The sequence below is a fragment of the Pseudomonas sp. DR48 genome, assembly GCF_019823085.1.
GTDB lineage: Bacteria > Pseudomonadota > Gammaproteobacteria > Pseudomonadales > Pseudomonadaceae > Aquipseudomonas.
Genome location: NZ_CP081946.1, coordinates 4,417,882 through 4,444,143 on the forward strand (window position 1 = coordinate 4,417,882; position 26,262 = coordinate 4,444,143).

The following is a 26,262-nucleotide window of genomic DNA, read 5'->3' on the forward strand; positions in this document are numbered from 1 at the left end:
TCTGCCAAAAGTAAAGATTTCAATCTCGGACGCGTACTTTTCTGATGCGCAAACCAAGGCCGACTTTTTCAACAGAATCGGCCGTTTTCAGCCTGCCGCGACCAACTGAAAACGACCGATTCTGTTGAAAAAGTCGGTTTGCCCAAAACGCTCGAATATTGATGGGTGAAAACACCTCTTTTGCACGCTGCTACGTGAAATCCGAGTCCTGAACCTTCTGCGCAAAACACAGATTTCAATCTCAGGCGCGTACTTTTCTGCCGTGGAAACCGAAGCCGACTTTTTCAACAGAATCGACCCAAAACGGACACTCAAGCGCTTGGGAAATGATCGCTTAGGTAAGGACTTTTAACCTACATTATAGGTGGGTACATTCTCTAGTAAAAAATTTCAACCATAGGGAGTAAATCTTACTACCATCAAAAAACAAACCGGCGCATCGCCTTATAAATAGTAATTCCCAGAATCCTTAAACTCATTTATTAGGCGCTCCACACGTGCAAGCGAATAGCCAAATCGCGACTTGTTTGCTTTATTGTCGCCAACTAGAAAATACCTATCGAAATATTCGTAAAGTTTTTGGCTATTCTTCTCCCTAAACTTTTTTTCGAAAATTTCTCTGACTATTAAGGATTGATTCCCTTTTAAATACTCATCAATCCTCTGCGCGCCAGCCTCTAGCGTGCAGCTGCTGGCTAGATAGAAATGGCAAACCTCTATAAATATCTCTTCTGTCAATCGACAAATCCATTCACCATTTAAAAGTACACTACCTTCTAATCTCTTAACGGCTTCTCCAATATCCAAATTAGTGAGAAACTCACTATAGAAAGCTCTCAACCCATAAAGTATCTCATCCGGCATTACTGTGAGGCTTGGACCAATGGCGCACCAGCATGGAGCTGGTTTAGTGATACCCATGGTATGTGAGAAATAGTCTCCAAAACAGGCTGAAAATATCAGTAATAGGTTAAAGTCGGTAGCGAAGTTCAATTGTTCCGTCTTTACAGACACCTGCTCCCAGCTTAGATCGCTGCCGTCGCTGAAATCTAAACCGTCCTGTGGATGGCCATGGCATTCTATGTGCACAATTGGATAAACATCATCGCGAGCATCGACAATAAGATCATCAATTACTTTAGTGAATTCGTCTGAGCTTTGGCAATCAATGATTTCGACTGGAATATCGTGCCGATGTTCTTCTACTAACGACGAAACATAATCGTACAAAATGCTGCCCGTTTTAACTTCATCAGCATTCAGGGATTGGATGATTACGATTTTTGAAAAAGAGATGCCTGATGACATGTGTAAGCGATTCCGTCATATTTATGATGGGGCATTTTAGCCCTGGCGCATAGGCTAAGTGTAGGGCTTGCGGATTTTTTCCACCGATACTGCTATAAAAAATAATAATGTACTTTGCGCCTGCTACTTATCCGCTGATGAATAGGCTATAAACGTCCTTGCGAAACATCTATCCAGCAGTTATCGCTTCAGGTTATGTGGAAGTGTTGTCAAGCTTAGTGGCTGACGACACAGGCGGCAATACCACGGCTAGTTCGCGAGATTCGGAGCATTTCATTCCGTAATTTTTATGGGCGCGCAGATTCCGCACAGACCAAATCAATTTTACTAAATCCCCATACCCTATCACTCGCGTTATATGAACTCATGAACTCCGGAAGCGAAATACATGTAAAATCGCTAATTTTTTTTGCAACGTAAATCGGGTAGCGGGTAATCATGGCATAGCCAATAGAGCGAATTTCAGCCTCTGGAGAAAAGTTCTCTCGAACATATTTTTCGACAAGCGGCAAGTTATCCCTGACCCAAGAGCATTTTTTTGAAAATTTCTCACTGTAATTATTTTTATCAGCGACAAATTTTGAGTAGTCATCAAGATACATTCGAGACTCGGTAGCCATGCCGACCTGTTTTGCTTCAATGACGATCAGCATTTTTTGACGCAAGCAGTAACCTATGAAATCAATCTCGCCCACATTTTTTGGGACTTCTATCCGCTGTCCGCTTTTTAAGCGTATCATTTTAAGTGAAGCCACTCCAACGACACCAACACTATTAAGGTTATCTTTCACAACCTGTTCGAACCACTTTCCGGCCTTTAGTGAAAGCGCGGAAAGATCTAGATTAAGCTTCGCGGATCGCCACTCGGGCGGGAGTTTTTTAAACGCCACCCCGGATATCAACAGGCTGAGGCATTCGTCTGCCATACGCCTGGAGAAAAACAGCAATTCGTTCCTACTATTTGGATCCATGAAGAACCCCCGCTTATAGGCTCGATACTCCTGTTTGGGCCGAATAAGCCGCCTCCCTTCACTCCTCATATCTTTCGCGGTGAGTGTAAACCCATCTAAAATTAGACCAGCTTGTTCAGAAGAAATTGAACAATCCCTACTGATTTCATTAACCCACGTGGGCCGATGAATAAGTCCGACAGCGTCAGGCTCATCGCAATAACTACAATTTTCAATAGTCGATCTTAATATGGCAATAGCATCCTGATAGGTAACACCTAGTTTTTCTTTAAAGCCGTCACCAATAATTTTATCGTGAGTTTGAATATCGAACAATATATCTGGACTCGGAATGCAATTTTGAGAATCTCGATAGCCTTCTCTAGGGTCGAACCTAGTCAGCGAATCCTCTTTTACATCAAAGTAAGGGTCTTTTTCTTGACTAAGCGTTAGTGTGACTTCGTCAAGCATATGAGTGTAGTGATCACTGCGCATATAGAGCGAAACTAACTCCTCGGCTGCGATAAACACCATAGCAATGGCATCCCACTGCTCCTGAATACTTTCGCGCACCCCTTCCTTCGACATACCAGAGATGCATAATCGCTCCAACAGATGTTTCATGCCCCTCCGCGCGTTCATTGCATAAGCGGCCCAAAATTCATCTTCCTCGGACGTAAGTTTTCCGAGTTTGTGCAGATCTGAAATTTTACCGTACCTTTCGTATTGCTGAACAAGAAAAGGTACAAACTCATGCGGATCAATGCGAGGTAAATATTCATCCAGTATTTCGTTATAAATGCCGAATTTTAAATTCACGATGCTTGTCACTTCTTTTTTGTCAGTATATATCTTGGGCGCAAACTCCTCGAATACTCCGCTCTTAACTACATCGTATACATAGTCTTCGTAATTTCGAGGCGCCCTATAAAACTCGATCCCGCCAATATGCTTAGGTATTTTCATTTGATTATCTCTATGAGACGAGCTTGGCATCTACGTTGGACAACGTGCTTCGCATACTAAACTCGGAGGCCGCGCCTATGAAAATTGCAAACAAACATATCCTCATGCCGGGTCGACAGCAATGGCTATTCGCCATGATCCGCCCGTCTTCTCTCGCTATCCCCATGATGGCCGCTTGTTACCCAAGTGAACACTGCTACTGAAGCCTTTATGCGTCTGGGCGATACAGCATCACCGCAACCGACCTGAAGAGAGCCACCCTGCTACGGGAGTGATGCCGAGGAGAGCATTACGGGCCGATCTCTGCCTGTGGTCGCTGGCAGCAATAGGCAACTCTCTACTGATTCTGATGAAGAGCTTCATGATCAAGTAGAGAGCGCTTCCCGGGTGACTTCTTCAATGGCCGCAACTAGGGCGTGCTGGTTGTGCAGGAGCAGCGTGAGAGCGTCCACTGTGTGTACGTTGGCTTCAATATTATCTGGCATGGATTCGTCCTTGAGTGACCGGAGCGGGCAGACTAGCTGAACTCGCTGCTGGCTGGATTCACTTCTCCAGATCTAACCAGTCATTTGCACCGGATTTGACCCGTACCCTTAGTTACCATGACCGGGAGTGAACGGCCAAAAGCGGCTTTTCAAGACTGGTTAAATCCATATAGCGTAGGGCTAGTAGCGCTTGCTCAAGGGTTTTAATAGTGGCATCCCGACGCAAAATGAATGTCTCTTTATGGCCGATTCTGTTGAAAAAGTCGGTTTTTTCAGAATGCCGTAGGATGGATGGGTGAAAGCGCCTCTTCAGCACGCTTCTACGTGAAATCTCAGCCTGAAAGGCTCTGCGGACATTCAGGATTTCAATCTCCGACGCGTACTTTTCTGCTTTAGAAAACACGGCCGACTTTTTCAACAGAATCGGCCGATAGCTGCCGGTCGCGATGAGCCAGAGCATGTAGAGTGGCGCTGCTATTGGGATGATCATTGGGTCATCTTCTGCTTGATGCGCCGCGCCTAGGCTCAGAAACAGTTGTGCGCAAATCTGCCAGCAGTGACATCGTCCCTGATGTTCAGCACGTTATCGGTAGCTGGTTTTGGGCAAGAATTCGGCGAGTTCATCCCTGTTGTTCAAAATGATTTGCTGGGCCTTTGCGGACTTGCCCGAATCGGGCTGGTCCAGCCCTAGCTGTTGTAGGGCGTAAAACAACAGCGCCTGTCGGCACTCAAAACTGCACTCGCCCTCGGTCATGCCAAAGTCGAGTTCGATCACCTTCCGATGCCCGGATTCCAGCTCAGGATGTGGGGCGAGTACTAGGCGGACCATATTGTGCCAAGCACGATCAGCGCTGGCGCGTTCTTGGTCGATTTTACTTTTCTCGATTTCCAGCACTCGCGAGAGCAAAAAGTCTCGAAAATCATCATTGGTATGACAGTACGCACGCATGTGCCAACGAAAACCATTGTTGACTAGTGCATGCGGGGTCACCACTCGTACGGAGGGCGTCGCTGAGGAAAACGACTGATATCGAATGGTCAAAGCTTCGTGCTGGCGGATGGCTTTGACCACGGCAATGACCGCCGTGACATCCAGGCGCCGCCAAGGGCGAGGGACAGTGGCCACGGGAGGATACCATCCGAGAAAACTGCCATGTAAGCCTTCGGGGCTTACGGTCGCTCGTAGTAAATCCTCCAGGTAACGCTCAAGTGAGCTGGACGCAAAAAGCGCCTGAAAGGAAGAGGGTGCTCGATAGACTTTGGTGCTCGTGTCGTACGTCAGGTTGCCGGGTGCCCGTTTGATGTATTCGGCCAGATCCAGAGAAGACTGTGGGACAGAAATGCCAAAAAAGCTGGTCAGGTCGCTTCGGTTGAGGTGGCCGTCCCAGTGCAATCGATAGTCGATGAATTCGAGCCGTCGTTCCTGACCCCAGCGCGCGCCAGCCCGGGGGGGAGTGTTGGGCGTTGTCTCAACGTCATTTGTCATGGTGGCCATTTCCCTTCAGTCTAAAAACTAGACGCGTATAAAAAATATTCGTATAGTAAAGCTACGCGATCGGCTGCTGGAGCGCAAATCGTCACGGGCACTCGCCATTCACGGGTACCCAAACCAGCGGATGGTCAGGGTTTTAACTCTCTATGACGGGTATTCCCCATGTCTTTGAACAACACCGAAATACGTTATTACGACGGTAACGTGTTGCGCCTTCCCGCTGAGAAGCGCACGGCGTATCACCAGCAAGTTGATCGACTGATCTCTGAGTTGAGCAAAAAACTTAAGGATCAGAACAAAATCACCATCACGAAGGTCGTGAAGGCTGGGTCATTCGCCAAGTTCACCATCCTGCGTCAAACCACTGAAGATCCGGTGGATGTCGACGTTGTGTTTTACATCTCTGGTCGTAATGTCGATCACGAAACGCTGTCGAGCCTGAATCAGCTCATCTTCGATGCATTGATCACCTTGTACCCAAACAAGTCGGTTGAAGACTTCGAGATCCAGCGTAAGGCGGCGACCGTGACCTTTGTCGGTTCGGGGTTGAGCGTGGACATCGTCCCGGTCATCGAAGATCCCAAAAACGCCAATTACGGCTGGCAGTTCGATATCCATGACGGAACCCGGGTACAGACTTGCGCACCTTGCCAGATCAAGTTCGTGCGTGATCGCAAGAACATTGACCCTGATTTTCGCACCTTGGTGCGGCTTGGTAAAAAGTGGCGCAATCGCATAGAACTCAAGCCCTTAAAATCGTTTGTTATCGAACTGATCATGGCTCACGTACTTGCCACCAACGGCAAGGAAGGTTCGATCGAAAAACGCTTCCGTGACTTTCTGCAGTACATCGCTCAGTCCGAACTCAAGGAGGTCATCACCTTCCCGGAAAACGGTACCGTGACCACGATCTTTAGCGATCCTGTAGTGATCCTTGATCCGGTGTGCAACACCAACAACGTCGCTAACCGAATTTCCGAGGGCGAACGCAAAGAAATTGTGGCTGCGGCGCTTAACGCCTGGGAAACCGCCCATTTCGCATCAACAGAGGACGACCTAGACCTTTGGAAAGAGTTATTTGGGCCACGATTTAAAGTCAAGGAGCCAGCATGAGCCAAACTTATACCTCCTCCGAGACGTACTCCGTCACCGACGTGGAAGTGGTCGTCCGTCGGGTCAAGGCTGATCTGATTATGATTGCCAGCAGTACCGGTGCGGTGTCCGAAGAGACGGCCAAGGAATGGGCACACGATGTAGAGATTTTGGCCAAGAATGGCTATTTGAAGATGGTCGACTTGACGCTGTTCAGCAACGACGTGGAGTACATGGCCACTCAGTTCAAGGTGAACACTGAATCGGGTGAGCTCACCACCAGTCGTCCAGGTGCGATGTGGCCAAGGCTACCGAATCCATACCTGCGCATCGTGCTCTCCTATACCGCGGCCTACGATGCAGCAGCGAAAGAGAAGATGAGGGACCGATTGATGATCGGATGGACCCCCACCAACGCGGATACCAGTCACTCAACCCTGACTTCTGACAGCGGCCGTGATTACGTTAGCAATGGTTATGGCATGCAAAGAAAGGACTTCAGTCGATGAGCCACCCCAATATTTTTGACAGTAAAACACCACTGCCTGATGACACGCTGCAGGCTCGAGAAAAGAATCTGCTCGGATTCGACGCGCGTTATCAGAAAATCAACGAACAACTGCGCTTGTTATTGCACCTCGATAAGCTGGCGACTTGGAGCCAGAAACATCACCGCACGGCGCTTGCCCTGTGCAACCTTGTGGCTGAGCAATACCCACTAGTCATTTTCCACGGAGACGTCGGCACTGGCAAAACCGCGACGGCTGAATGCATTGCCAATCGGTTGGCCCGGGAGTCACGTACAGAAGACTCGTTGCTGTTCAAGCTTAGCAATCGCGTCCGTGGCAGCGGTAAGGTTGGAGAAATGGGGACCCTAGTGACCCAGGCGTTTGCTGAGGTCATTGCGTCGGCGGGTAAGACCCGGAGGGCGATTCTGGTGATCGATGAGGGGGACTCACTGGCCGCTTCTCGCTCTCAAGAGCACAGTCATCACGAGGACAAAGTGGCGGTCAATACACTGATTCAGTGTATCGATGACCTACGTAACCATGGCGGTCGGATCGTCGTATTCCTGTGCACCAATCGCCTGTCGGTACTGGACGCGGCCTTACAGCGTCGTGCAGCAGTGGTGGAAGAGTTTCTGCGACCTGATGACGATGAGCGACGGGCCCTGCTCAAGATGGATTTGGATGGTCTTAGCCTCAATGCTCGACAAATCGAAGGGCTTGTGGCAGCGACAGGTCCCCGCGACAAGCAGCCCGGCTGGACATTTTCTGACATTCGCACTCGCCTGTACCCTGCAGCGTTGGCTAAGGCTTTTCCCGATAAGCCGCTGACGTATGAGCTCCTTCAGGAAGCGGCAAGCTTGTTGCGACCGTCCCCGATTTTGGAGGACAAGTAATGGCGCTATCATCATTGTTTGGTCGACGCATTCATTTGGCGGGCAGTATTGTCGATGATCCCGCGATAGCTTCGGTAACTGAAGTCACTCGTGCCCGCGAGACGGTGGTGGCGCTGGTCAAGGAGTTGATGCGCAAGGGAGCGACATTCGTCATCCCGGTCGACGCGGAAAAGAAGCGAACGGACGGCTTACCCATTTGTTTTGATTGGCTCATCTGGGAAACGATTCACCAAAATATCCACCTAAGGCCCTCCGACGCCCCGAGCCCGTTGATCGTCGCGGTTAAGCATCACAAGAACGAAGATCAGATCCCCGACGAGTTTATCGAACTCTGGGAAGCGCTAAGAGGATCTTCTCTGGTTCAGATCGAAAGTGCGGCGCACTGGAACATGAACAGCAAACGGATGGAGACCCAAGCTCGCCACGGCGATATTCTGATCGCTCTGGGAGGCGGCGAGGGAGTCTTGTACCTGGCCAATCTCTATCACGATGCCGGAAAGCCGGTCATTCCGCTAAACCTCAAACTGGTGGCGCCGAATACCGGGGCACTGAGACTGTTCGATTTCGGCACTTCAGGCAACCACGCCCGGCGCCTTTTTCATGCGGACAGCAGCACATCTTCGCAGAGCTGGCTGAATCGGATCGAAATGCCGGCGCGCAAATCGGTCCAGGACGGTGCGCGTGACATTCTGGAACTGCTGGAAGCGCTTATCCCGCCCAAGGCCTTTGTCGTCCGGTTGCTCAACAGCACCCATCCCGAGTACGAGGATGTACAAGCCTTTTTTGAAAACGTGGTGCAACCCGTCATGGAGGGCGAGCTCGGTTACAAACTCGAAGTCGTCGACGGCAAGCAGGCGTATGACTACGCCCGCATCGATCAGGAGATTTTCACCAAGCTTCATCGCAGCAGCGTAGTGCTCGCTGACATAACCGGGCTTCGCCCCAACTGTTTTCTGGAACTGGGTTACGCGCTAGGTCGAGGTTTGCCAACCATGGTGTTGGCCAAGTTAGGTACCGAGCATCCGTTTGATATCTACTCACTGTCAGGACATCACTGGAAAACCACAGGCAGTAGCGAGGATCGCAAACGCGAGTTCCGCACCCACTGGAACGCCATTAAAACGCGTCCCCCCCTTGTTCCCACAGAGCCTCTTATCCCATGAGCAGCAAACGCGAAGTTTTCATTTCAATCGACGTTGAGACCGCAGGTCCGATCCCGGGTGAATACAGCCTGTTGACCATCGGAGCCTGCGGCGTCGACGATCCGAGCCAGACCTTTGCCTGCGAGTTGAAACCGACGACGCTCAATGCCGACCCGAAGGCGTTGGAAGTCACAGGGCTTTCGCTTGAGCGCCTTGCGAAGGAGGGGCTTGATCCAGAGCAAGGTATGCGAACTTTCAAGGAATGGGTGGTGCAGATGACAGGAGAAGACTCAATACCGGTTTTTGTGGGGTTCAACGCACCGTTTGATTGGTCATTCGTGAACTATTACTTCCATCGGTATCTGGGCGAAAACCCTTTTGGTTTCGCTGCGCTGGATATTAAGTCTATGTATATGGGCGCGACAGGATGTAAATGGACGGATACTCGCTCCAGTAGAATCGCAGAAGCACTTAATCCCAAGCGAGAAGGCGATCATGACGCACTACACGATGCCCTTTACCAAGCTGAGCTTTTTCGTCTTACCCGTAAGCTGATGTAAGACGAGTAACGCCTGTTCCACTATTTAGAGTCACGGGGCAGCCACACGCCCCAATAGTTAACACCTGCGTTTGATTTAGGTGGTGCTATCCATGATTTTAATGTTCGCGGCCGCCGTTGCTTTGGAATATCGAGGCAGCCTCGTGCATGTGCTCTCGAACCATGGCCAGGTACTGCTATAGCATCGTCAAGTCACTGTATCGAGCGGAAAGATTGTTGTTTGTCGCCAACGGAGTACTGGTTTTTTTCTCGCGGCAGCCAGTAGGGAGTACAGCTTCGGTGACGTGTTAGCTGCAAATATTAACTATCTGAGTAAGCCATGGAAGAGGTACGAAGCACCCGCACTAATGTTCGAAAGTATCGGGCATTCATCAGCTACTCTCACGACAATGACAAGGCCGCAAAATGGTTACACAACGCCCTTGAGACATGGAAGCTGCCCTCAGACATACGTGCGCTGGTGCGGGAGCAACAGGGGGATTTGCGTCGTCTTTTTCCTGTCTTTATCGACCATGGAGAGTTGTCAAGTTCGCCCAGTCTTCGGCAGGCGCTCAAGCAAGCACTGGACAGTTCCGATGCCTTGATCGTGCTTTGCTCACCTACATCGGCTGCGTCCGATTGGGTGAATGAAGAGGTTCTGCATTTCAAGCGTACGCGACGAGGCGAGAAGATCATCACGGTCATGATCGATAGCGCTCCAAAGAGCACGAATCATGCGTTGCCGAGTGACGAGTACTTTTGTCCGGCCTTGCGTCATCCGTTGGGTGAAGACGACGAACTTGATGTGAGTCTGCGTGAGGAGCCTCTCGCAGTCGATATGCGTGAGTGCTCCGGCATTAGTCGTCGGGACGTATTGCTCAAGGTCATCGCCGGCATATTGGGGGTGGGTTTCGACCAGCTAAAACGGCGCGAACGTAACCGTAAGCGAAACTGGTGGATAGCCAGCTCGTTAGTGGTCTTTGTTGGGTTGATGTTACTTGCCTGGAGTCTTTATTCGAAAGATCAAGCCAGGAGAGCCGGGATCGAACGTCAGTCGGTTGAGCTGCTGTCCATTGCGGATGCACGCTTTCGCCGTTTTGACTACGACGACGGAAGTGACTTTCTGCAATCGTCGATCAAGTTACGCCAAGGACTGGGGCAGGCGCCGTCCTCGGAACAGTTGGCACTGATCTACCGGACACTGCTGGACAAGCGGGTCAGCATGCCATTCAGCGAAGTGACGACAAAGTACGATTTACAGAGCCTGGCCCAAGGCTCCGTGTTTTTGGTGCTGTTAGACGGTGCACGTGTCGCGCTGATCAATAATACTGATTCGAGTGTGCTGAGTTACATCGACATGGCACCGGTTCTCGAGCATTTCCTTCAACAAGGTATGAGCGCCACGGACCTGCAAACGGCGCTGCAGGGACAAAGCGTCGAAGCCGACACGCAGGGTCGCAAGTTGTACCTGCTGATCAAGAATCAGCTGTTTACCTTCAATATGGATAGCGGGAAACTCCAGGACTCGCTGGACCTCGTTCAGGAGCGTGACTTTTCGAGTATTCCACTGAATCAACGAACGGACTTTCAGCTGTACTGGGTCGGTGCGCAGTTGATTGTCGAGTTCGGTCGAGAATCCAATTCCGTTGCCTTTCGGCTTCCCGGTGGCGGCTGGAAAGTTATTAGCGGTCGTAGCGTCTCTGATTGGGACGATCACACCGGCGACGTTTTCCTGAATGATCAGGGGCGGGCCATCGAGCGCTATCGAGATGCTCAACTGCAGGGTCGTCTGCCCATCAATGTGAATCGCGATTTTGTCCTGGGAACTCGAAACGGTTTGTTGAGCGTCATCGACATTTCAACAGCGGGCACGTCAGTGATCACGCTCGAGACTGAAAAACTCAAGCCCCTGTGGCGCTGTCATATCGTGTCGGGGAAAGTCCTTCAGGCCGACCCTATCGCTGCTGATCAGTTGCTGGTGCAAACCGAGTCGCCCGCCATGCTGTGGCTCTATCGCCGCGACCAGCAGGACTGTCATGTCGTGGGCATCTATCCCAGTGCCGCAACCTGGTTCGATTATGTGCCTGAGTGGCGGCAATTGGTCCTCACACAGTCGAATGGCAGTGAATGGGTCAGGGTCACCGATGACGGTTTCGAGCGGGTTGCGCAGCTGCCTTATTCGCGTGCTGCCATGACACCCAAGGGTGAAGGGTATGCCGTCCACAACGAAAAGGTGCTGAAAGTTTGGCCTCAAGGCCGTTTTTTTGGAGAGTCGTTGAAAGGGAAATATGGGGCGTCTGGGAAGACTTCAATGTTCTTCGCTACGACCGATGGCATACGCGCGATCGCGGCAGGTAGTGACATCGTGCCCGAAGCGCATTGGGTGCGCTCCTTTAGAGGCAAGACTTATCAGCTATCAAATCAGCACGGTGAAGTTTTGAAGGAACTCAATCCGGTGATTGATGAGATAACGATTGACGCGATTCTCAGCCGCGAATCGTTCAATCAGCACTCGCCATCGAACCGTGATGGAATGAGTCGCATGCTGGCTCAGAGTTTTCGCGAACACGGCATTTTTTGGCACTCGCCCATCCTCGACCATGCCTGGAATGGCGACATCTACGGTGAGTCGTTCGATGTGCTGACTCGCATCAATATAAAATCCAACCAATTGCGGGTACTGCCTGCGCCCGCCGGCAGTCATTCAGTCAACGAAGCAACTGGCGAGGTGTGGACCCGAAGTTCGCTGGACGGGGACTCGTTGACCTATCTGCCGCCGCAGGCCCAAAACGCTACGGAGATCGAAGGCAGCTCGGCCTATTTTTCCGTGGGCCTGGGTGAGTCGCCTTGGCACAGTCTTCGCGGCCAATCCGGTCTTGTATTTTCGGCCGATGGTCACGACACGCTGGTGTTCAACACTGACGGCCGATGGGCGATTATCGACGCTCATCAATTGCAACCGGCTGTTAGTCCGGCCACTCGGGACCTTGCAATAAAATCGGCGGTTTTCCAGGCACAAGGCTGGCTAATGACAACCCGCGATGATCGCTTGGTGCGGATGTCTACCGACGGCAATACGCTTTTGCAGCAGGCGCCTTTACGCCCGGGTGCCAGTCAGATTGTCGACCTTGGCTACCAAGGTCTCGTTCTTGTGCAAACGAGTGAAGGTGTCGCCTTACACGATGCCGTGACCCTGGCGGAAGTAGCGCTGATACCCGGTTACACGGAATTTCATGCCCTGGGCGCTGGTCAGCAGGTACTGCTGGCAGTGAGTAACCGTGAGGGTGATGAAAAATGGAACATCTATCGATTGCCCGCCTTCGGTAACCACCTGTTGGAGCGAGTGGATGAACTGCGTCTGACACAAAGAAGTCCTGCTCCGCGATCCCATTAAGCTTTCTGGACCTGTAATCAAAGATCCACTAGCAAGTGAAGAGCGTGGCCAGGGTGTTGTTGATGTCAGGGAATTGTTGATCCGTATTTCTACCCTATATTGATGAGAACGGTGCTTATTGCCCAAGGCAAACGTTCCATGTAGTTCCCATTTCAAGGAGAAGCGCTTGAAGCTCCACGCCTTTGTCGCCATGCCTTTTGGTACTAAACCCGCGCATGACGGGAAAATGATCGACTTTAATCGCGTATACGCCGAGTACATCGAACCGGCGTTGCGTGATGCCGGTCTGGAAGTGTTCCGCGCTGATGAAGAGCTCCGGGCGGGGGACATTCGTACCGACATGTTCCAGGAGTTGTTGATGGCGGATGTCGTTATCGCCGACTTGACGCTGGACAACCCCAATGTCTGGTATGAACTCGGTGTGCGACATGCGCTTCGTGCGCGGGGTGTGGTGCTTGTCCAGGGACCGAGACAGAGCCAGCCGTTTGATATCTACACTGATCGCAAATTGCGTTACAACCTGAAGGACGGCGCCCCTGACCCAGCGACGCTGGCTCTCGATCGCAAGTGTCTCACTGACATGGTGCGTGAGACGCTTGACGCTTGGCATGGGCGCAAGGTGAGTCCGGTGTATAGCTTGCTTCCGCACTTGTGCGAGCCTGACTGGAAGAAGCTACTGCTTGAACAACACAACGAGTTCAGCGCTTCCTATAAGGAGTGGTCCAATCGGCTGGAAATAGCACGGCAGAAAAGGTTGGCGGGTGACATTCTCGTGCTGGCCGAGGAAGCGCCGACAGTGGCGTTGCGCATCGAGGCAAAAAGCGCGGCAGGGGACGCACTGCTCAAGCTTCGGCATTACGATTTCGCGTTGGAGCAATTTAACGCCGTACTGGCTCTCGATCCGGCGAACAAGTTTGCGCGTGAGAAAAAAGCGATTTGCTATGGTCGTCTTGATCGCAAGGTTGAGGCGAGAGAGGCGATGCGCCATCTGACCATGGACTATCCAAACGATCCGGAAATCCGGGCGCTTGCCGGGCGTGTAGAGAAGGAGAACTGGATCAATCGTTGGCGCTCTCGGGGCTCTATTCCGACAGAATGGATAGGCGCCGCGCGGTCGCAGGACTCGGCGCTGACTCAAGCCATCGAGCCGTACTACAAAGCGTTCAGCAACGCCCCGGATCACTACTATTCCGGTATCAATGCACTGACCTTGAGCGTTCTGCGCCGTCATCTCGGAGCGGAAACCAGCGCCACAGCGATTGATCTGTTGACCGGGGGCGTGCGCTGGTCGAGCTTCGCTGCACGAGAGCGCAACCGCAAGGATTACTGGGCTCAAGCGAGCTATGCCGAGTTGTGTTTATTGGTGAGCACGCTTGAGGACGTGAGGAAAGAGTATCGAGCCACTGCCGCCGCTACGAATCATGACTGGTTCGCGCTGGACTCCATCCGCCAGACACTTTGCCTGTTGCGCGATCTTGAGTTCCGTCCCGCCGAAACAGCCGTCGCGCTCGATATCATCGATCAGGAAATAGCCATTAGCTCCCCCCCATTCGAACCGCGCCAGGTATTCCTCTTCAGTGGTCATATGATCGACACCCCTGATCGTGCGGTTCCTCGCTTTCCGGCAGACAAGGAAGCCGTTGCTGCCGAGAGTATTGCCGCAGCGCTCAAGAGCTTCGGTGCGGGCCCCGGTGACCTCGCGTTGGCGCAAGGTGCATGCGGTGGTGATCTGTTGTTCCTCGAAGCGTGTCAAAAGCTCGGCGTGCGCCTGCAACTGATGCTGCCACTTCCCGAGCCCGAGTTCATTGAACGCTCCATACTGCCCTCCTTGGGTGGTGAGCAGTGGCGTACCCGCTATTTCGATCTCAAGAGCCAGCCAGATGTGGTGCTGCGTATCATGCCAACCGAACTTGGTTCGCCACCCAAATCGAACCCCGATGAAGCCATGAGTCCTTTTGAGCGTTGCAACCTGTGGTTGCAATACAGTGCGCTTGCATGGGGGGTAAACAAGGTGCGGTTTATCTGCCTGTGGAATGGCAGCGGTGGCGACGGACCGGGTGGCACCGAGCATATGTACAAGGAAGTGAAGCGCCGGACGGGGCGAGTAGCCTGGCTGGATACACGCAAGCTTTGGTAGGGCGGCGATTGAATCGACTGCGTATCGGCAAATATGAGCTACACCTGTCAATGTCCGGAATTCACTGATTCACCCTGAGCCGCCAACCCAATATCTGAGCATTCGCCATGAGCCAACAACTGGTGAGCCGCATCGAATCTGCTGAACCGAAAAAAATCCTTGCCTGTGACGGCGGTGGTATTCGCGGACTGATGAGCGTCGAGATCCTGGCCAAACTCGAAGCCGATCTGCGTATCGCTAAAAATGCGCCAACGCTGGTTCTTGCCGATTTCTTTGATTTTGTTTGCGGTACCAGTACCGGTGCAATTATCGCTGCGTGTATTTCTGCGGGGATGTCCATGGACGATATTCGTGCGTTTTACGTGGGCAGCGGCAAGGACATGTTCGACCCCGCATCGGTTTTTAAACGTCTGCAGTACACCTACAAGGCCGATCCCCTGGCGACAAAACTGCGTGCGGAACTGGACCGGGCACTGAAACATTCGTCGACACCGCAAGAGCCCAACGCCACGCTGGGTAGTCATGGGCTACGCACGTTGTTGATGATGGTGCTGCGCAACCACACCACCGACTCACCCTGGCCGGTGTCCAACAATCCTCGTGGAAAATACAACCAGCTTCAGCGCAAAGACTGCAACCTGCGTTTGCCGCTATGGCAGTTGCTGCGTGCCAGCACCGCGGCTCCGACTTATTTCCCGCCCGAAGTTGTAACCTTTGCCCCGGATACCGACGCTGAGTACCAGTTTGTTTTCGTTGACGGAGGCATCACGACGTACAACAACCCGGCCTTCCTGGCGTTTCAGATGGTGACTGCCGAACCTTATGCGATTAACTGGAAAACGGGCGCCGACAAATTGTTGATCGTTTCGGTCGGCACCGGCAGCGCCGCTGAAACCTGGCAGGATTTGAAGGTGAGTGACATGAACCTGGTTCATTACGCCAAAAACCTTCCGGGGGCACTTATGAACGCGGCCAGTGCAGGGTGGGACATGGCTTGCCGGACGCTGGGGGCGTGTCGTTTCGGAGGGGCGATTGATCGAGAGTTTGGCGAAATGATGATGGTGAAAGACAACGTCAAATCGACCTGCCCGAATTTGTTCAGCTATGTGCGTTACAACCCTGAGTTGACCCGGTCCGGGCTGGATGGGCTAGGTCTCACAGACGTCAACCCCGGTACCATTTCGAAACTGGACTCAGTGGCGAACATTCCGGATATCCAGCGTGTTGGTGTGTCTTATGCGGCGCGGAGTGTCTCGCTCTCACATTTGAAAGGTTTCGTGTAATTCATTGTGCTGCCCGCGGTCGGAATTTGCGTAACGAGGTCAGGACGTATGCCTCAACACTTTATTCACTATGTGCCTAGGCGAATCGTATTGCGATTCCCTGATGATCCCAATCATCCCTGGTTCGCAGGTGTACAAGACCTCGGCGCCGGTTTTTCCCGCCCGAAATTTCATGTCAGTCGCCGTAAAACCGGACCCACACAGCAGGTGAGAAAGGGGGATACGATTTGGGTTCTTGGGCAAATTTTTTCACCGTGGGGTGCTCTTCCTCCGGGCCTTGATGCGCGCATTGAAGTTAAACACGTTGAAAAGTCAAACGATGGGAAACTACGGTTTATTGCAACGAGGCACTCGCATTGGTTTCCGCTATCCGATGTTTCACAGGTTCTTCCTGATCTTGAATCGGTAACGGGGCAAGGGCGCATAAACCCATTGTTCAAAGATCCTGAGGCCTCCATTGGCCGGAGTTTGCAGAGCATGCGGCTTTTGGCCTCGGCTGATCCTTTGGAGGAGCATCTTAGGAGACTGAGTCTTCAACCGGTAAACTTCATCAGTTACCGGATTTGCGATGGCACCCATTCTGCGTTCATAAAGACGCAGGCGCTTCTCGTGCAGGGGCAGACGGTCTTCTGGGATCGATGGTGCCTTCCTCGCCGACTGGCAGAGCGACGTGAGCTGGTCGGTAGTGAGGTACTGGATCGTCACCTGATGAAGCAACTTGCGTCAGCGGGGGTGGTATGGGGAATCGAGTCCCCCGCTTATTCGGCGCGGGGTAGTTACTCGGCGAAAGAAAAGCGCAAGGCTGTTCGCTTGGGTACTTACCAACCTGTGCCTGACTTTTAGTTAGGGTAAGTGTGTTTTTACAGATAAACTGTAAACTTACTGTGTTTGCTCTGCATCACGAACCTGTTTGCTCCCGAATCGACTTCAATGAGGAGTATCGCCCATGAGTCATCGAGTCTTTTTGTCCTCAACATTCACGGATTTGGTGGAGCACCGCAAGACTGTTCAGGCAGCTATTCGCCAACTGGGCGCAATTGATGTTTCGATGGAGAACTTTGGCGCACGGTAGGAGCGACCTGCCGACGAATGTATTCGCTTGGTACAGCAAGAAAGTGATGTTTTTGTGGGTGTCTACGCCCATCGGTATGGTTATGTACCCGACGGTGCTGAATTATCCATTTCCGAGATGGAGTACAAGGCAGCTTCAGAGGTGTCACTCCCAAGGTTCATCTATATTGTTGACGAAAACCACCCTTGGCGTCCTGGATATATTGACATGGGAGAGAGCCGGGCGCGTCTGGTGGCGTTCAAAGGGGAGCTTCAGAGGCGTCACATATGTCAGGTTTTTGATACTCATGACCACCTCGCGGCTAAAGTCGCTGCGGATGTTGGCCGACACATTGCCCTGCAAACAACTCAGAAAGTGGGAGCCACCAGTCCTGCACCTAGTATTAGTTTTGAGTCCCTCCAATTCGCTTCTATCGAAACACCTGAGCAGTGGAATGAACAACGTAATGCGCTCTATGCGGAACATCGTGGGGTATTTCTCACCCATATCATCAAACCATCGTCGATTCCCGGTCAGACGTTTGATGTTTTCATCTACCTTATTCGCCATAAAACTGAGGATCTGTCTGATGTTCGGATCGCAGAATTTTTTCTGGGTTCGTATTGGGGGAATAAGGTCTTTCCAGCTGTTGAGCAGAATGGATTTATTGGTATATCTACATCCGCATTCGGTACATTTCTTTGCATTTGCCGAGTTACCTTCAAGGATGGTACGTATGTAGATCTTGAGCGTTATATCGACTTTGAAATGCAGCGTACAGGAGGTGCCAGCGTGTACAACGTGTGATCGTGCATTTCAAGGCCTGAAGCGGTTCGACACTTGGATAAATATATGTAGCCGCTGGGTTGTGCCGGTACTTAGTGGAGCCTTGTTTGTTACGAGTAGCCAAATGCGTCGATATCAATTTTATTGTCACTAATAAAGTCAATGAGATGTCGATAGCTTGCCAGAAGGGCTCCCCTAGATGACCAATTGTTGGATTCATCCTCTATGCCAGGATTGATAAAGTTTGCGTGGCGTGCGATATAGTAATCTGGGATGTTGCCGCCAAGACATGATTTAGTATGCCCCCAGTCTTGGTTGAATACATTATTGAAATTGCTTAAAAAATAAGAAACAGCTTCATAAAGCTGTTTGTTGTTGCCTGCGCTTGACTCGACTCCTTTACTTCTTGATAGAAGTCTTGTGAGCTCCAGGACTTCTTCGAGTATGTCACGATCTGGTCGAGACGGCCGATTAATGCTATGGCTGGTTTCTTCAAGGATCAGAGCAACTTTTTCTTCAAGTTTTGGCCACCACATGTCAAAAACTTCACTTAATACTTCGTCGCTTAGCTTTGAGGAGGTGTTGGAAGAGTTAATTGTTTTAATTAGTGTCTTAATGTCCATCCTTGAAAAAATGGTTGTCTGGAACTGTGTGAGTGGTCCAGAGATATCTGAGTTTTCAAGGTCGAATAGTATTGGGCATACCAGTGACTGCTCAACCTTCTTTGATATTGCTCCAGCCTCGAACATGATCCATGGGCTGTTCAAATTGTCTCGGGTAATACAGAAGATTCCAACCGTTGAACTATCAAGTTCCTTGGCGATGTCAGAGGACCATCTGTTTCCTTTTTCTATGTCACTCGGTGTGAAGTAGGGTTCGACCGTCTGAAGTACTGCTGGCAACCATGTCCGTATCGCTTCGGCCAGTTTTCGGCTGCGCTCTCCAGACCAACTGATAAAAACCTTCATTGCTCACGTCTTCCTTAATGGTTGTTTTTTCATCCAAGCATGAAATGCCGAGGGCTGGGGGCAGACCACGATAGTCTATTGAAGAGCATTCAACAGACGTTAATGAACAGTCGGTGCTCTGCCAACAAGCGAGTATTGTAGATCGTTACTGACATCCATCGCTATGGTGTAGGGCTTCAGCCTTGCGGCAAAATCAAGCAAGCGGCTGCGATTGAATTTCTTGCGCAGTACTTCCTTGCCTTTGGCGTCGTGCCCTATTAGATGAAAGGTGCTTTTTCCAATATCCAGGCCGAGCAAGTCCAAGATGTCCATGAGAGGTCTCCGCAAGTCAGTGAGAACCCGGTAAGTTTAGATTTACCAAGGCTCCCGTACTGGGCTGACCATCTCATTAGGGTGCGGTATTAAAGAGGTTGGCCTATGAAGGCGGCAGGGGGGGGCAGTCGCTGCGTACTCGGGAAAAGCATCGTCGACTCGGTCGGTGTGTGCTCATAGGTTGATGACAGTATTGCACTGAGTCGATCGCCCAACAGGTTCCATGCACACTTCTTCTCTTCGGCATAATCGTGATGCAGGTAGTGGCGTCTCACCCGGGAGCCGGCCAGCACATGGTTTTGGCAGCGGTCGATGACGTCCAGGCTGACCCCCAAAGCCTGCATCATGGTCGCGCCCGTACGGCGCAGGTCATGCGGCGTCCAGTCGCCGTTTTGGCCGTCGGCAAGCACCAGCGTGTCGTCGTGACGCCTTCTTGAGAGGGTTTTGCGGTTTTTGAAGCGGGCCTGGCGATCGCCGACCTGTTTACTCACCACCTTTACGTCCACATGCCCATCATCCTGTTTGTTGGGAAAGCACCACTGGGAGTCTCCGGTCAGGGTCTTGAGTTCCTGAAAGAAATGCAGCGCAAAGGGCGAGAGGAAGACATGGTGGTCTTGTTTCTTGCCGCGTGTGCCTTTGACGTTTTCACTGGGGAGGAACCACGTCTGCCGCTCCAGATCGACATTTTTCCATTCGGCCTGCAGCAACTCGCCAATCCGGCACAAGGTACCCAGGCTGATCCAGAGCGCGAGTTGCGTTTCTTTCTTTAACGGCCGAATGCCCTCGTATTTTTGCCCGGCGGGGAGTGCGTTGTAATCGGCGGTCATTTGCCGGAAGCGGTTGTGCAGTTCCAGCAGCTCAGCCGGCGAAAGGATGCGGCTTCTTTCCGCTTCGTAGTTGGCAGGGATCAAGGGGGAGATGTCGACCAGCTCAGTCGGATCACCCTCGACCAACAGGGCTCGCCAGGGCTGACGTTTTCTGGCCCAGCTGAACATCTGAGTGAGGTCGGCGAAGAAACTAATGGCTTGCCGGTGAGCGCCGCGGTTGACCACGGTGCGGATCAGCGCCCGAACATCCTGTTCGGAGACGCTGCTCACCCCGGTCTTGCCGAGTGCTGGCAAAAGGTCCTTGTTAAAGCATCGTTGCAACTCGGCATTGCCGTCTTTACGCGCGACGCCATCCAACAGCCAGGCCTTGACCAGATCCTGGACGGTCAGTGCTTGCACCTTCGTCGTTTTTACTTGTTCGGCCTCTACGTTAGCCGCGGCGTATGCTTGTGCCTTGGCGGTTTTTTTTTGTTCGTTGGGATTGATCTGCTCATCAATGAGCGCCCTGGCCTGGTTACGCGCCTTACGGACGTCGGTCAGGGATTTGCGCGGCCAGGTTCCGCAGGCGTACTCTTTGTTCTGGTCGCCCCAGCGATACCGATAGAAAAAACTGACTGATATACCGTCCTTACGCACGGAGATTCGACCGGCGAGATTGCCATCTTCCCTGAGGATGCGGCCGGCATCTTCAGCGGTCAGCGACTCGAGTTCTTTGATGGTGATTTTGGCCATAAAATGGGTTCCCCCTACTTTTACCCCCACAAAAACGTCGGCTCTTGATGGACGTTACTGGACTCTCGTAGAGCAGAACACCGCTGGAGCTCAAGTAAATACTAGCTTAGAAATATCCAGAGTAAAATTTTGGAGTCTTTCAAGAAGTATGAAAAAGGAGATGGGGTGCTAGGGGTCGAGTGTTCGAATCACTCCGTCCCGACCATATTTTTCATTGACTTAGCCCAATCTGAAAAGGTTGGGCTTTTTCATTGGTGGGGAGTTTTTCGGGACTTCATCTCGTTTTCCTCTTCAAGACTGTCAGTACCGGCCTCCGCGAATCGGTTGCTGATACCTGTGAGTTCACGCCGTTTTTGGCCCTTTTTCGCGCTGCCTTTGGCACCAATCCTGTTTGATATTTCTCTTCCTTTTTCAGCTTTTTCGCACGTCAGATAGCCTTGCCAAAAGTCCTGTTTCCGGGCGATTAGGGCGTTTTTCCTCACCGGCTCCGCAGCGCTAAACCCTGGAAGCTCAGTTCCGATTCTTCGTTCTTAAAGCTCACCATCCAACATCCGCGAAACAGGCTGTACGTCACGCGGGCCGTGCCTTTGAAGACAAACGGAAGCACCTTTAGGCCGGACTTCCGATTGTGCGCTAGGGAAACGGAACAGAGCGCGGGGAGGCGGGGAGGGTGGTTGGGCAATCGCCAGGTCTGTGGAAGGTCTCAAGTCGCCGGACGAGCCCTTTGATCACAAGACCCAGGGGCCGATTTGGAATCAAACCATCGCGTCCGAGAGCCTGACCTATACCTCCAAATTCGACGTTTTTGGGCCCAAACCGCAGTGCCAAACAGACCGCAAATTCACCCGACTTCTGGCTGTTTTGGTGACAAACCATTTTGCAGGTAGTTGGCACCGATTGAGTGCCGCTGAACCCTCGAAAGATCCGTCGGCCGCGGCTTCTAACGGTCAGCTCGGAATCTCTTGCAAGGTCCTGGTCGGTGCCAAATCCGCTGCTAACTCACAATACCATGTTCGCAGCTTCAATCAGATGCCCGAGCTCAGCGCCCGAGTAGTGACTAGTGATGCTGCCGTTCTCGTGCCCGAACAATGCCATTCGATCCTCTTCTGTAACGCCTGCTGCACGCAACCTCCTGCCAAAGGTGTGCTTCAGGTCGTGAACCCGGATCCTGGTGAACCCTTCGTGCGGTGCTCGAAGAAGTTTTTCGAGCCACTTATTGGTCGCCCTGATCCTTGCTCGCTTCCAAGCCGAGTCGTTCATCTGGTGAATCATGGTCGGATTCCGATCCTCATCCGGCATCCCGAAAGGGAAGACTAAATGCTTGTGCTGCCCGCGCCGCTTTTCGATGATCGACTTGGCCACGCTGTTCAATATCACCAAGCGCTCGTCCCGGCTCTTCGCGCCGGATCATTCGCTCCTGCCACCAAAGCCGGCCGGGATCAGAAACACACTGGTTCCCAGTTCCGGGACCGCAATCTCCCAATCCCACTGAAGCTTGCACCCCTCCTGCTCTCGGCAGCCGGTGTTGACCTTGAACATCGCCATGATCTGCAGATGCGCTGGCAGTTCGGAGAACAGAATCGATTGCTCCTCCCATGAAAGCGGGTACCCGAAGAAAAAGGGTCGCAAGGACGCTGCCAAAGCTTGGGCGAAGCTGAGACCGAACGACATTTTGCATCAGACGCTGATCGCCGCCTTGAGCAGCCACTGCATTTCCGAGGACTGGACCAAGGACGGCGGGCGCTACATTCCGAATGCGGCCACCTGGCTGAACGGTGAGCGGTTGCAGGACGTACTTATGCCGACTGGTGCCAGCTCCAGCCCAGCCTTTCACGGTCTGCCGAACCATACGCAAGAGATGTATCCGGAGGTGACGAGTGGCGCGAATTTCTAATTTTTGCAGACAGCCTCGTGTCCGCTTTTTTGATCTCGAGTGTCCGTTGCATGGCTCGGTAAGCAGTTCCGAGATTGAGCAGTTCGACGGCTCTGTGATTACTCGTGGTTGCAAGCATTGCCACTGGGAGGCTTTGCACACAGCTCCGAAATCGACGGATGTACACATCCTGGCAAGGGATAGAAAGAAAACGGAAGACCTGAACAAGCTGCTCGTAGGCTCTGGTACCGCCGCCAGCAGCGTGGTTCATGGAGGAGCGCGCGCCCGACTTGACCCAGCGCATGCTCAACGAATTATCGCCATCACCGACACAGGTGACCGGGGATTGATTGCTCTACAGGCGTGCCAAGCTTGCGCAAGAGGAGTGAGTGAAATCATCTCAACGAAATAGAGTGGTGCGTTGCGCGATCCAGTCGTTCAATTCTACTATCCTGCGGAACTCTGGCTTTCATTGAAGGATCGTAATGCGGCCACTATCGTTAGGACTCATTGCACTCATCTCGCTCTCGGGCTGCACAACAGCTTTCAAAACATACATGCCGGACGTTAGTGTTGGTTACTCCATAAATTGCTCAGGTCCAGCTTTTAGCTGGGGGAGCTGCTTTGAAAAAGCTGGAGAGATTTGTGGCAGCCATGGCTACGACATCTTGTCTCAAACTGGAGAGCAGGGCAGTGTTGCCTCTGCAAATCAGTCAGGCATTTATGGAAGTTCGATTATGAAGCGAAGTTTGATTGTTTCTTGTAAGTCCTAGTCGCGTTCATAGAAATTACCAGCCAAATTATCGGTATCACCAACGACGGAGACCAAGGATTAATTGCACTGGCTGTATGCCAGGCTTACGTTCGCGAAGTGAGCCGCTGATTCGACTTTCTCCCGGCCAGCGGATCAGTACCAGTCAACTCTTTGAGTTTTACGCACAACTCGCTGATCAGCTTGTTGTTCGCCATCAACTCCCAATTGCTTTTCGTCTCGATATCGGTGGCTTTGCGGTTTGAATCCGCGAGGTCAGCCTTGGCCTTCGCCAGCTCGGCACGCAGCGCAGCGCATTTTTTGGTGGCATCGGCGTGCATTTGCACCAACCCAAATATGTCTGCCCGGGCTTTGCGCAGTTGCAGGGTCAGTTCCTGCACCTCGTTCTCGGTTATGCGCAAGAAGGAACGACAGGGCTCAAGCTCAGTTGGGCAGCCAAGTCAGTCGCTGGTGTCTTCGATTTCGAGGGGATCCACGGTCATGCCTTATCTGTACTGTTTGGATATACAGTAATCGATGCGCAAGCGTCGGGCGAGGGTGAAGCGACTATCAGTAGAGTTTTGGATTGGTGTTCGGTCGGCAGGACGCCTGAGGTGGGATTTCTTCTGTGGACGTTCTTCCCAAAACGCATCCGTTTTGGCCAATGTTTATTGGATTATAAAGAGTCGCAAAGAGTGCTGCTTTTTCTGGTCTTCTTGTAGCTCAAGGCCTTGATTATAAAGGCCTTGCGTGATTTTTATACGGCATCCCAGGCTTCGACACCGGGAAGTTACTCCGGAGCCATCAGCATCGCGAGCGTCATTTTAATGAACTCTTCGTTCTTGTCGATCGTTTGTAGGGCGCTGCGGATGTTGCCGCCGACCTCGGGCCATCCACGCTGCTCAACCCAAAGCGTGAGCTCCATGATGGCGGCTTCGAGAGCGAACTGGTTTTAGTTGATCTTGAAGAGCAGGGAAGGGAGCAGGTCTGAATTTGGCATTGCGATTCCTCCGTGAAGGCTTATCTTCTTTCCGAATCGTCGGCCTGGCATTGAACTACCAGCGGGAGGGCACAGCATAGGTTATATCAGCATGATCATGCGGACGAAATTCAGCGTGGTACCGAATGACCTCTTCTGCCAACCCAAGATTACTTACCGGCTCACACAAAATACGACTGGTGAACACTCTTTCCCGAGTCAGAACGGCATCGACTGGATCGTTGATATCTAGCCGTTCCTCATCTGACCAGACACCATGTTGCATTCATTTTATATAGATGCTTGCTGAAGGTGCTAGCTGAATTCGCCCTAACACCTGAGGCAAGCAAACACCTTCCACTACATAGCCTTCAAGTTTCGCTAAGGTAGCTTTAAGCTTTGAGTAGTCAATGTGCTCAACATACCCGTCCATTTTTTTCTCAACGAAGGAGTTCAGGCTTATACAAGGAGGCCCAAGTGCCCCTGAGATCTCTCGGGCCAGCGTCGACTTGCCTGCGCCATATATTCCATCAATTCCGATACGTACTGCACTTATTGTTAATCGGCTATTTGAATGTTAGATATTTGTGGCCGAAGTAGCTTGTCATTATTGGGGCTGAGATCCCTATAAGATGAGCCATCCCATCTGCCCCATTTCTAAAGCCTATGGCTGGAAACAAGGTTTTGGCTAGGTATACGCTGATGGTCCATGTAAGCGCTAGCGCTAGCATGTTGACCCCCAGGAAATAAGCAGCCTGCTGAAAAAAAGGCTTCTCGCTCTTTTGAAATACAAAGATTTTCATGAGTAAGAAGCCTGATGTCAGGCCAATTAAAAAAGATAGCACGATGGATAATTCATAGCTCAGCCATATTGAGAATAGAAATCTCGACGACCAATTTAGGAGAGCTGATACTCCTCCGACAACTACAAATTTGACGACTTCGTTCATTTTTTACTTTTGCCCTATGACAAAAAACTGTTTTCCGAAAAATCTCCAAAAGAATGGCATTCTCAGATAGGCCGCAACCGCTACCAGAGGTGGATTGGCGCCGCCGGACATGGTGTATGGTAGGAATCGATCTGTACGCCGTGTTATCGAGAATCGCTGAAGCGTAAGAGCCTCAGCCATGGATGCGCCAGTTATAGGTGTGTAATGGTCCCAGTAATCCCAATACAATCCGGGAAGGTATTGAATATTTGGGCCTACGCAAATAATTAGTCCCCCTTTTTTTAGTGACTTGTAAGCCTCTTTCAAAGTTTTATCTATAAGGTTTTTATCGGGTAGATGCTCTAGGAAATTGCTTGTGAAAACTACATCCAGCGAGTCAGGCTCTATTGGCCAAGGGGTTGAGCAGTCTTGATGCAGGAACTGGGAGTATCCAGAAACCCTTTCCCCGCAATCCGGATTAAGGTCCATTGAGTATTTCTTGGAGGCTTGAATGTTTCTTGTGAACTCCCCCCACCCGGCCCCAAGATCAAGTACTGAGTGCTCAGGTTTTATATATTTTGAAAATATTTCAGAACAAAGAAGCTTCCAAACCGAGTCTCGATATTTTTCATTCCCTTCAAACCTTGCCTGATACTCATCTTTCAAAATCTCTGATCTGTCATCCATGTTCTTCTCACGTATATTATTTTTTTTACGATGTCATTCCTTCAGGGCAGAATGAGCGGCGACAAAAATAGCACGACGCATAGCGGTTTTCATAGGCAGGCGCTTATGTCGGTGTGGGACTGATCGCGCTGGTCGCATGTCAGGCTTATGTGCGATAGGTATAGGGAATTCGTTCGGC

Annotated in this window: 21 protein-coding genes and 5 pseudogenes; 14 read left to right on the top strand and 12 right to left on the bottom strand. The window is 51.6% G+C overall.

The genetic code is table 11. The annotated features are described in order from the left end of the window. Positions 1 to 444: 444 nt before the first annotated feature. The 4 genes from K5K95_RS20060 to K5K95_RS20075 all read right to left on the bottom strand — a co-directional run bounded on the left by K5K95_RS20060 (position 445) and on the right by K5K95_RS20075 (position 5,195). Positions 445 to 1,308, bottom strand: a complete 864-nt coding sequence (locus K5K95_RS20060) for a hypothetical protein (RefSeq protein WP_222585735.1) — start codon at positions 1,306 to 1,308, stop codon at positions 445 to 447. A gap of 287 nt (positions 1,309 to 1,595) precedes the next feature. Next, on the bottom strand, positions 1,596 to 3,224 hold the full coding sequence (locus tag K5K95_RS20065; RefSeq protein ID WP_222585736.1) for a hypothetical protein: 1,629 nt from the start codon (positions 3,222 to 3,224) through the stop codon (positions 1,596 to 1,598). A gap of 597 nt (positions 3,225 to 3,821) precedes the next feature. Beyond that, entirely contained in the window at positions 3,822 to 4,199 is a 378-nt protein-coding gene (locus K5K95_RS20070) for a hypothetical protein (protein WP_222585737.1), read from the bottom strand. A gap of 93 nt (positions 4,200 to 4,292) precedes the next feature. Continuing rightward, entirely contained in the window at positions 4,293 to 5,195 is a 903-nt protein-coding gene (locus K5K95_RS20075) for a helix-turn-helix transcriptional regulator (RefSeq protein ID WP_261398017.1), read from the bottom strand. 168 nt (positions 5,196 to 5,363) lie between these two features. Between K5K95_RS20075 and K5K95_RS20080 the strand changes: the two genes are divergently transcribed. From K5K95_RS20080 to K5K95_RS33405, 11 genes and pseudogenes are all read left to right on the top strand, one after another. Next, entirely contained in the window at positions 5,364 to 6,314 is a 951-nt protein-coding gene (locus tag K5K95_RS20080) for a CBASS oligonucleotide cyclase (RefSeq protein ID WP_222585739.1), read from the top strand. Further along, the gene (locus tag K5K95_RS20085) at positions 6,311 to 6,802 is read left to right on the top strand and encodes a hypothetical protein (RefSeq protein ID WP_222585740.1); all 492 of its coding nucleotides are present in this window, start codon (positions 6,311 to 6,313) and stop codon (positions 6,800 to 6,802) included. Before K5K95_RS20080 ends, K5K95_RS20085 begins: the two co-directional genes overlap by 4 nt. Beyond that, positions 6,799 to 7,695 carry an AAA family ATPase gene (locus tag K5K95_RS20090; protein WP_201019099.1) on the top strand — a complete coding sequence of 299 codons (897 nt, stop codon included), beginning with the start codon at positions 6,799 to 6,801 and terminating at the stop codon, positions 7,693 to 7,695. Before K5K95_RS20085 ends, K5K95_RS20090 begins: the two co-directional genes overlap by 4 nt. Continuing rightward, positions 7,695 to 8,858 carry a hypothetical protein gene (locus tag K5K95_RS20095; RefSeq protein ID WP_222585741.1) on the top strand — a complete coding sequence of 388 codons (1,164 nt, stop codon included), beginning with the start codon at positions 7,695 to 7,697 and terminating at the stop codon, positions 8,856 to 8,858. The genes K5K95_RS20090 and K5K95_RS20095 overlap by 1 nt, the downstream gene beginning before the upstream one ends. Beyond that, positions 8,855 to 9,397, top strand: coding sequence for a 3'-5' exonuclease (locus K5K95_RS20100; protein ID WP_222585742.1), 543 nt, complete (start codon positions 8,855 to 8,857; stop codon positions 9,395 to 9,397). Before K5K95_RS20095 ends, K5K95_RS20100 begins: the two co-directional genes overlap by 4 nt. Positions 9,398 to 9,715: 318 nt before the next feature. Next, positions 9,716 to 12,769, top strand: a complete 3,054-nt coding sequence (locus tag K5K95_RS20105) for a toll/interleukin-1 receptor domain-containing protein (RefSeq protein WP_222585743.1) — start codon at positions 9,716 to 9,718, stop codon at positions 12,767 to 12,769. A gap of 166 nt (positions 12,770 to 12,935) precedes the next feature. Beyond that, positions 12,936 to 14,906: a TRAFs-binding domain-containing protein gene (locus K5K95_RS20110; protein ID WP_222585744.1), complete on the top strand. Its 1,971-nt coding sequence runs from the start codon at positions 12,936 to 12,938 to the stop codon at positions 14,904 to 14,906. A 107-nt stretch (positions 14,907 to 15,013) separates the two neighbouring features. Continuing rightward, positions 15,014 to 16,189 carry a patatin-like phospholipase family protein gene (locus tag K5K95_RS20115; protein ID WP_222585745.1) on the top strand — a complete coding sequence of 392 codons (1,176 nt, stop codon included), beginning with the start codon at positions 15,014 to 15,016 and terminating at the stop codon, positions 16,187 to 16,189. Positions 16,190 to 16,237: 48 nt separating this feature from the next. Continuing rightward, complete coding sequence (locus tag K5K95_RS20120) at positions 16,238 to 17,032, top strand: hypothetical protein (RefSeq protein ID WP_222585746.1); 795 nt, start codon at positions 16,238 to 16,240, stop codon at positions 17,030 to 17,032. 103 nt (positions 17,033 to 17,135) lie between these two features. Next, positions 17,136 to 17,336: pseudogene (locus K5K95_RS33400) on the top strand (DUF4062 domain-containing protein); the annotation flags it as partial. A 132-nt stretch (positions 17,337 to 17,468) separates the two neighbouring features. After that, the gene (locus K5K95_RS33405; RefSeq protein ID WP_315903126.1) at positions 17,469 to 18,047 is read left to right on the top strand and encodes a pYEATS domain-containing protein; all 579 of its coding nucleotides are present in this window, start codon (positions 17,469 to 17,471) and stop codon (positions 18,045 to 18,047) included. An 89-nt stretch (positions 18,048 to 18,136) separates the two neighbouring features. Here the strand turns inward: K5K95_RS33405 and K5K95_RS20135 are convergent, their stop codons facing one another. The 4 genes and pseudogenes from K5K95_RS20135 to K5K95_RS20150 all read right to left on the bottom strand — a co-directional run. Next, positions 18,137 to 18,994: a toll/interleukin-1 receptor domain-containing protein gene (locus K5K95_RS20135; RefSeq protein WP_222585749.1), complete on the bottom strand. Its 858-nt coding sequence runs from the start codon at positions 18,992 to 18,994 to the stop codon at positions 18,137 to 18,139. 153 nt (positions 18,995 to 19,147) lie between these two features. Beyond that, a pseudogene (locus tag K5K95_RS20140) lies at positions 19,148 to 19,306 on the bottom strand (IS110 family transposase); the annotation flags it as partial. A gap of 89 nt (positions 19,307 to 19,395) precedes the next feature. Continuing rightward, complete coding sequence (locus K5K95_RS20145; RefSeq protein ID WP_222585750.1) at positions 19,396 to 20,865, bottom strand: tyrosine-type recombinase/integrase; 1,470 nt, start codon at positions 20,863 to 20,865, stop codon at positions 19,396 to 19,398. Positions 20,866 to 21,864: 999 nt separating this feature from the next. Next, positions 21,865 to 22,473: pseudogene (locus K5K95_RS20150) on the bottom strand (tyrosine-type recombinase/integrase); the annotation flags it as partial. On the opposite strand from K5K95_RS20150, the gene K5K95_RS33165 reads away from it, so the two are divergent. Together K5K95_RS33165 and K5K95_RS33170 are read left to right on the top strand one after the other, a co-directional pair. Beyond that, a complete protein-coding gene (locus K5K95_RS33165; protein WP_261398203.1) occupies positions 22,397 to 22,759 on the top strand; it encodes a hypothetical protein in 363 nt (120 codons plus the stop codon). The pseudogene K5K95_RS20150 and the gene K5K95_RS33165 sit on opposite strands and share 77 nt — an antisense overlap. A gap of 220 nt (positions 22,760 to 22,979) precedes the next feature. After that, positions 22,980 to 23,150: pseudogene (locus K5K95_RS33170) on the top strand (lysis protein); the annotation flags it as partial. A 446-nt stretch (positions 23,151 to 23,596) separates the two neighbouring features. On the opposite strand, the gene K5K95_RS33180 reads toward K5K95_RS33170, so the two are convergent. Further along, positions 23,597 to 23,830 (bottom strand): hypothetical protein, encoded by a 234-nt coding sequence (locus tag K5K95_RS33180; protein ID WP_261398019.1) that lies wholly within the window; start codon positions 23,828 to 23,830, stop codon positions 23,597 to 23,599. On the opposite strand from K5K95_RS33180, the gene K5K95_RS33185 reads away from it, so the two are divergent. Next, positions 23,825 to 24,211, top strand: a complete 387-nt coding sequence (locus K5K95_RS33185) for a hypothetical protein (RefSeq protein WP_261398021.1) — start codon at positions 23,825 to 23,827, stop codon at positions 24,209 to 24,211. The genes K5K95_RS33180 and K5K95_RS33185 overlap by 6 nt on opposite strands. Before the next feature lie 68 nt (positions 24,212 to 24,279). Here K5K95_RS33185 and K5K95_RS20165 read toward each other — a convergent pair. The 3 genes and pseudogenes from K5K95_RS20165 to K5K95_RS20175 all read right to left on the bottom strand — a co-directional run bounded on the left by K5K95_RS20165 (position 24,280) and on the right by K5K95_RS20175 (position 26,084). Beyond that, positions 24,280 to 24,489: pseudogene (locus K5K95_RS20165) on the bottom strand (hypothetical protein). Positions 24,490 to 25,034: 545 nt separating this feature from the next. Next, entirely contained in the window at positions 25,035 to 25,418 is a 384-nt protein-coding gene (locus K5K95_RS33650) for a GtrA family protein (RefSeq protein WP_222585752.1), read from the bottom strand. Between the two features lie 3 nt (positions 25,419 to 25,421). Further along, positions 25,422 to 26,084 (bottom strand): class I SAM-dependent methyltransferase, encoded by a 663-nt coding sequence (locus K5K95_RS20175; RefSeq protein ID WP_222585753.1) that lies wholly within the window; start codon positions 26,082 to 26,084, stop codon positions 25,422 to 25,424. Positions 26,085 to 26,262 lie beyond the last annotated feature (178 nt).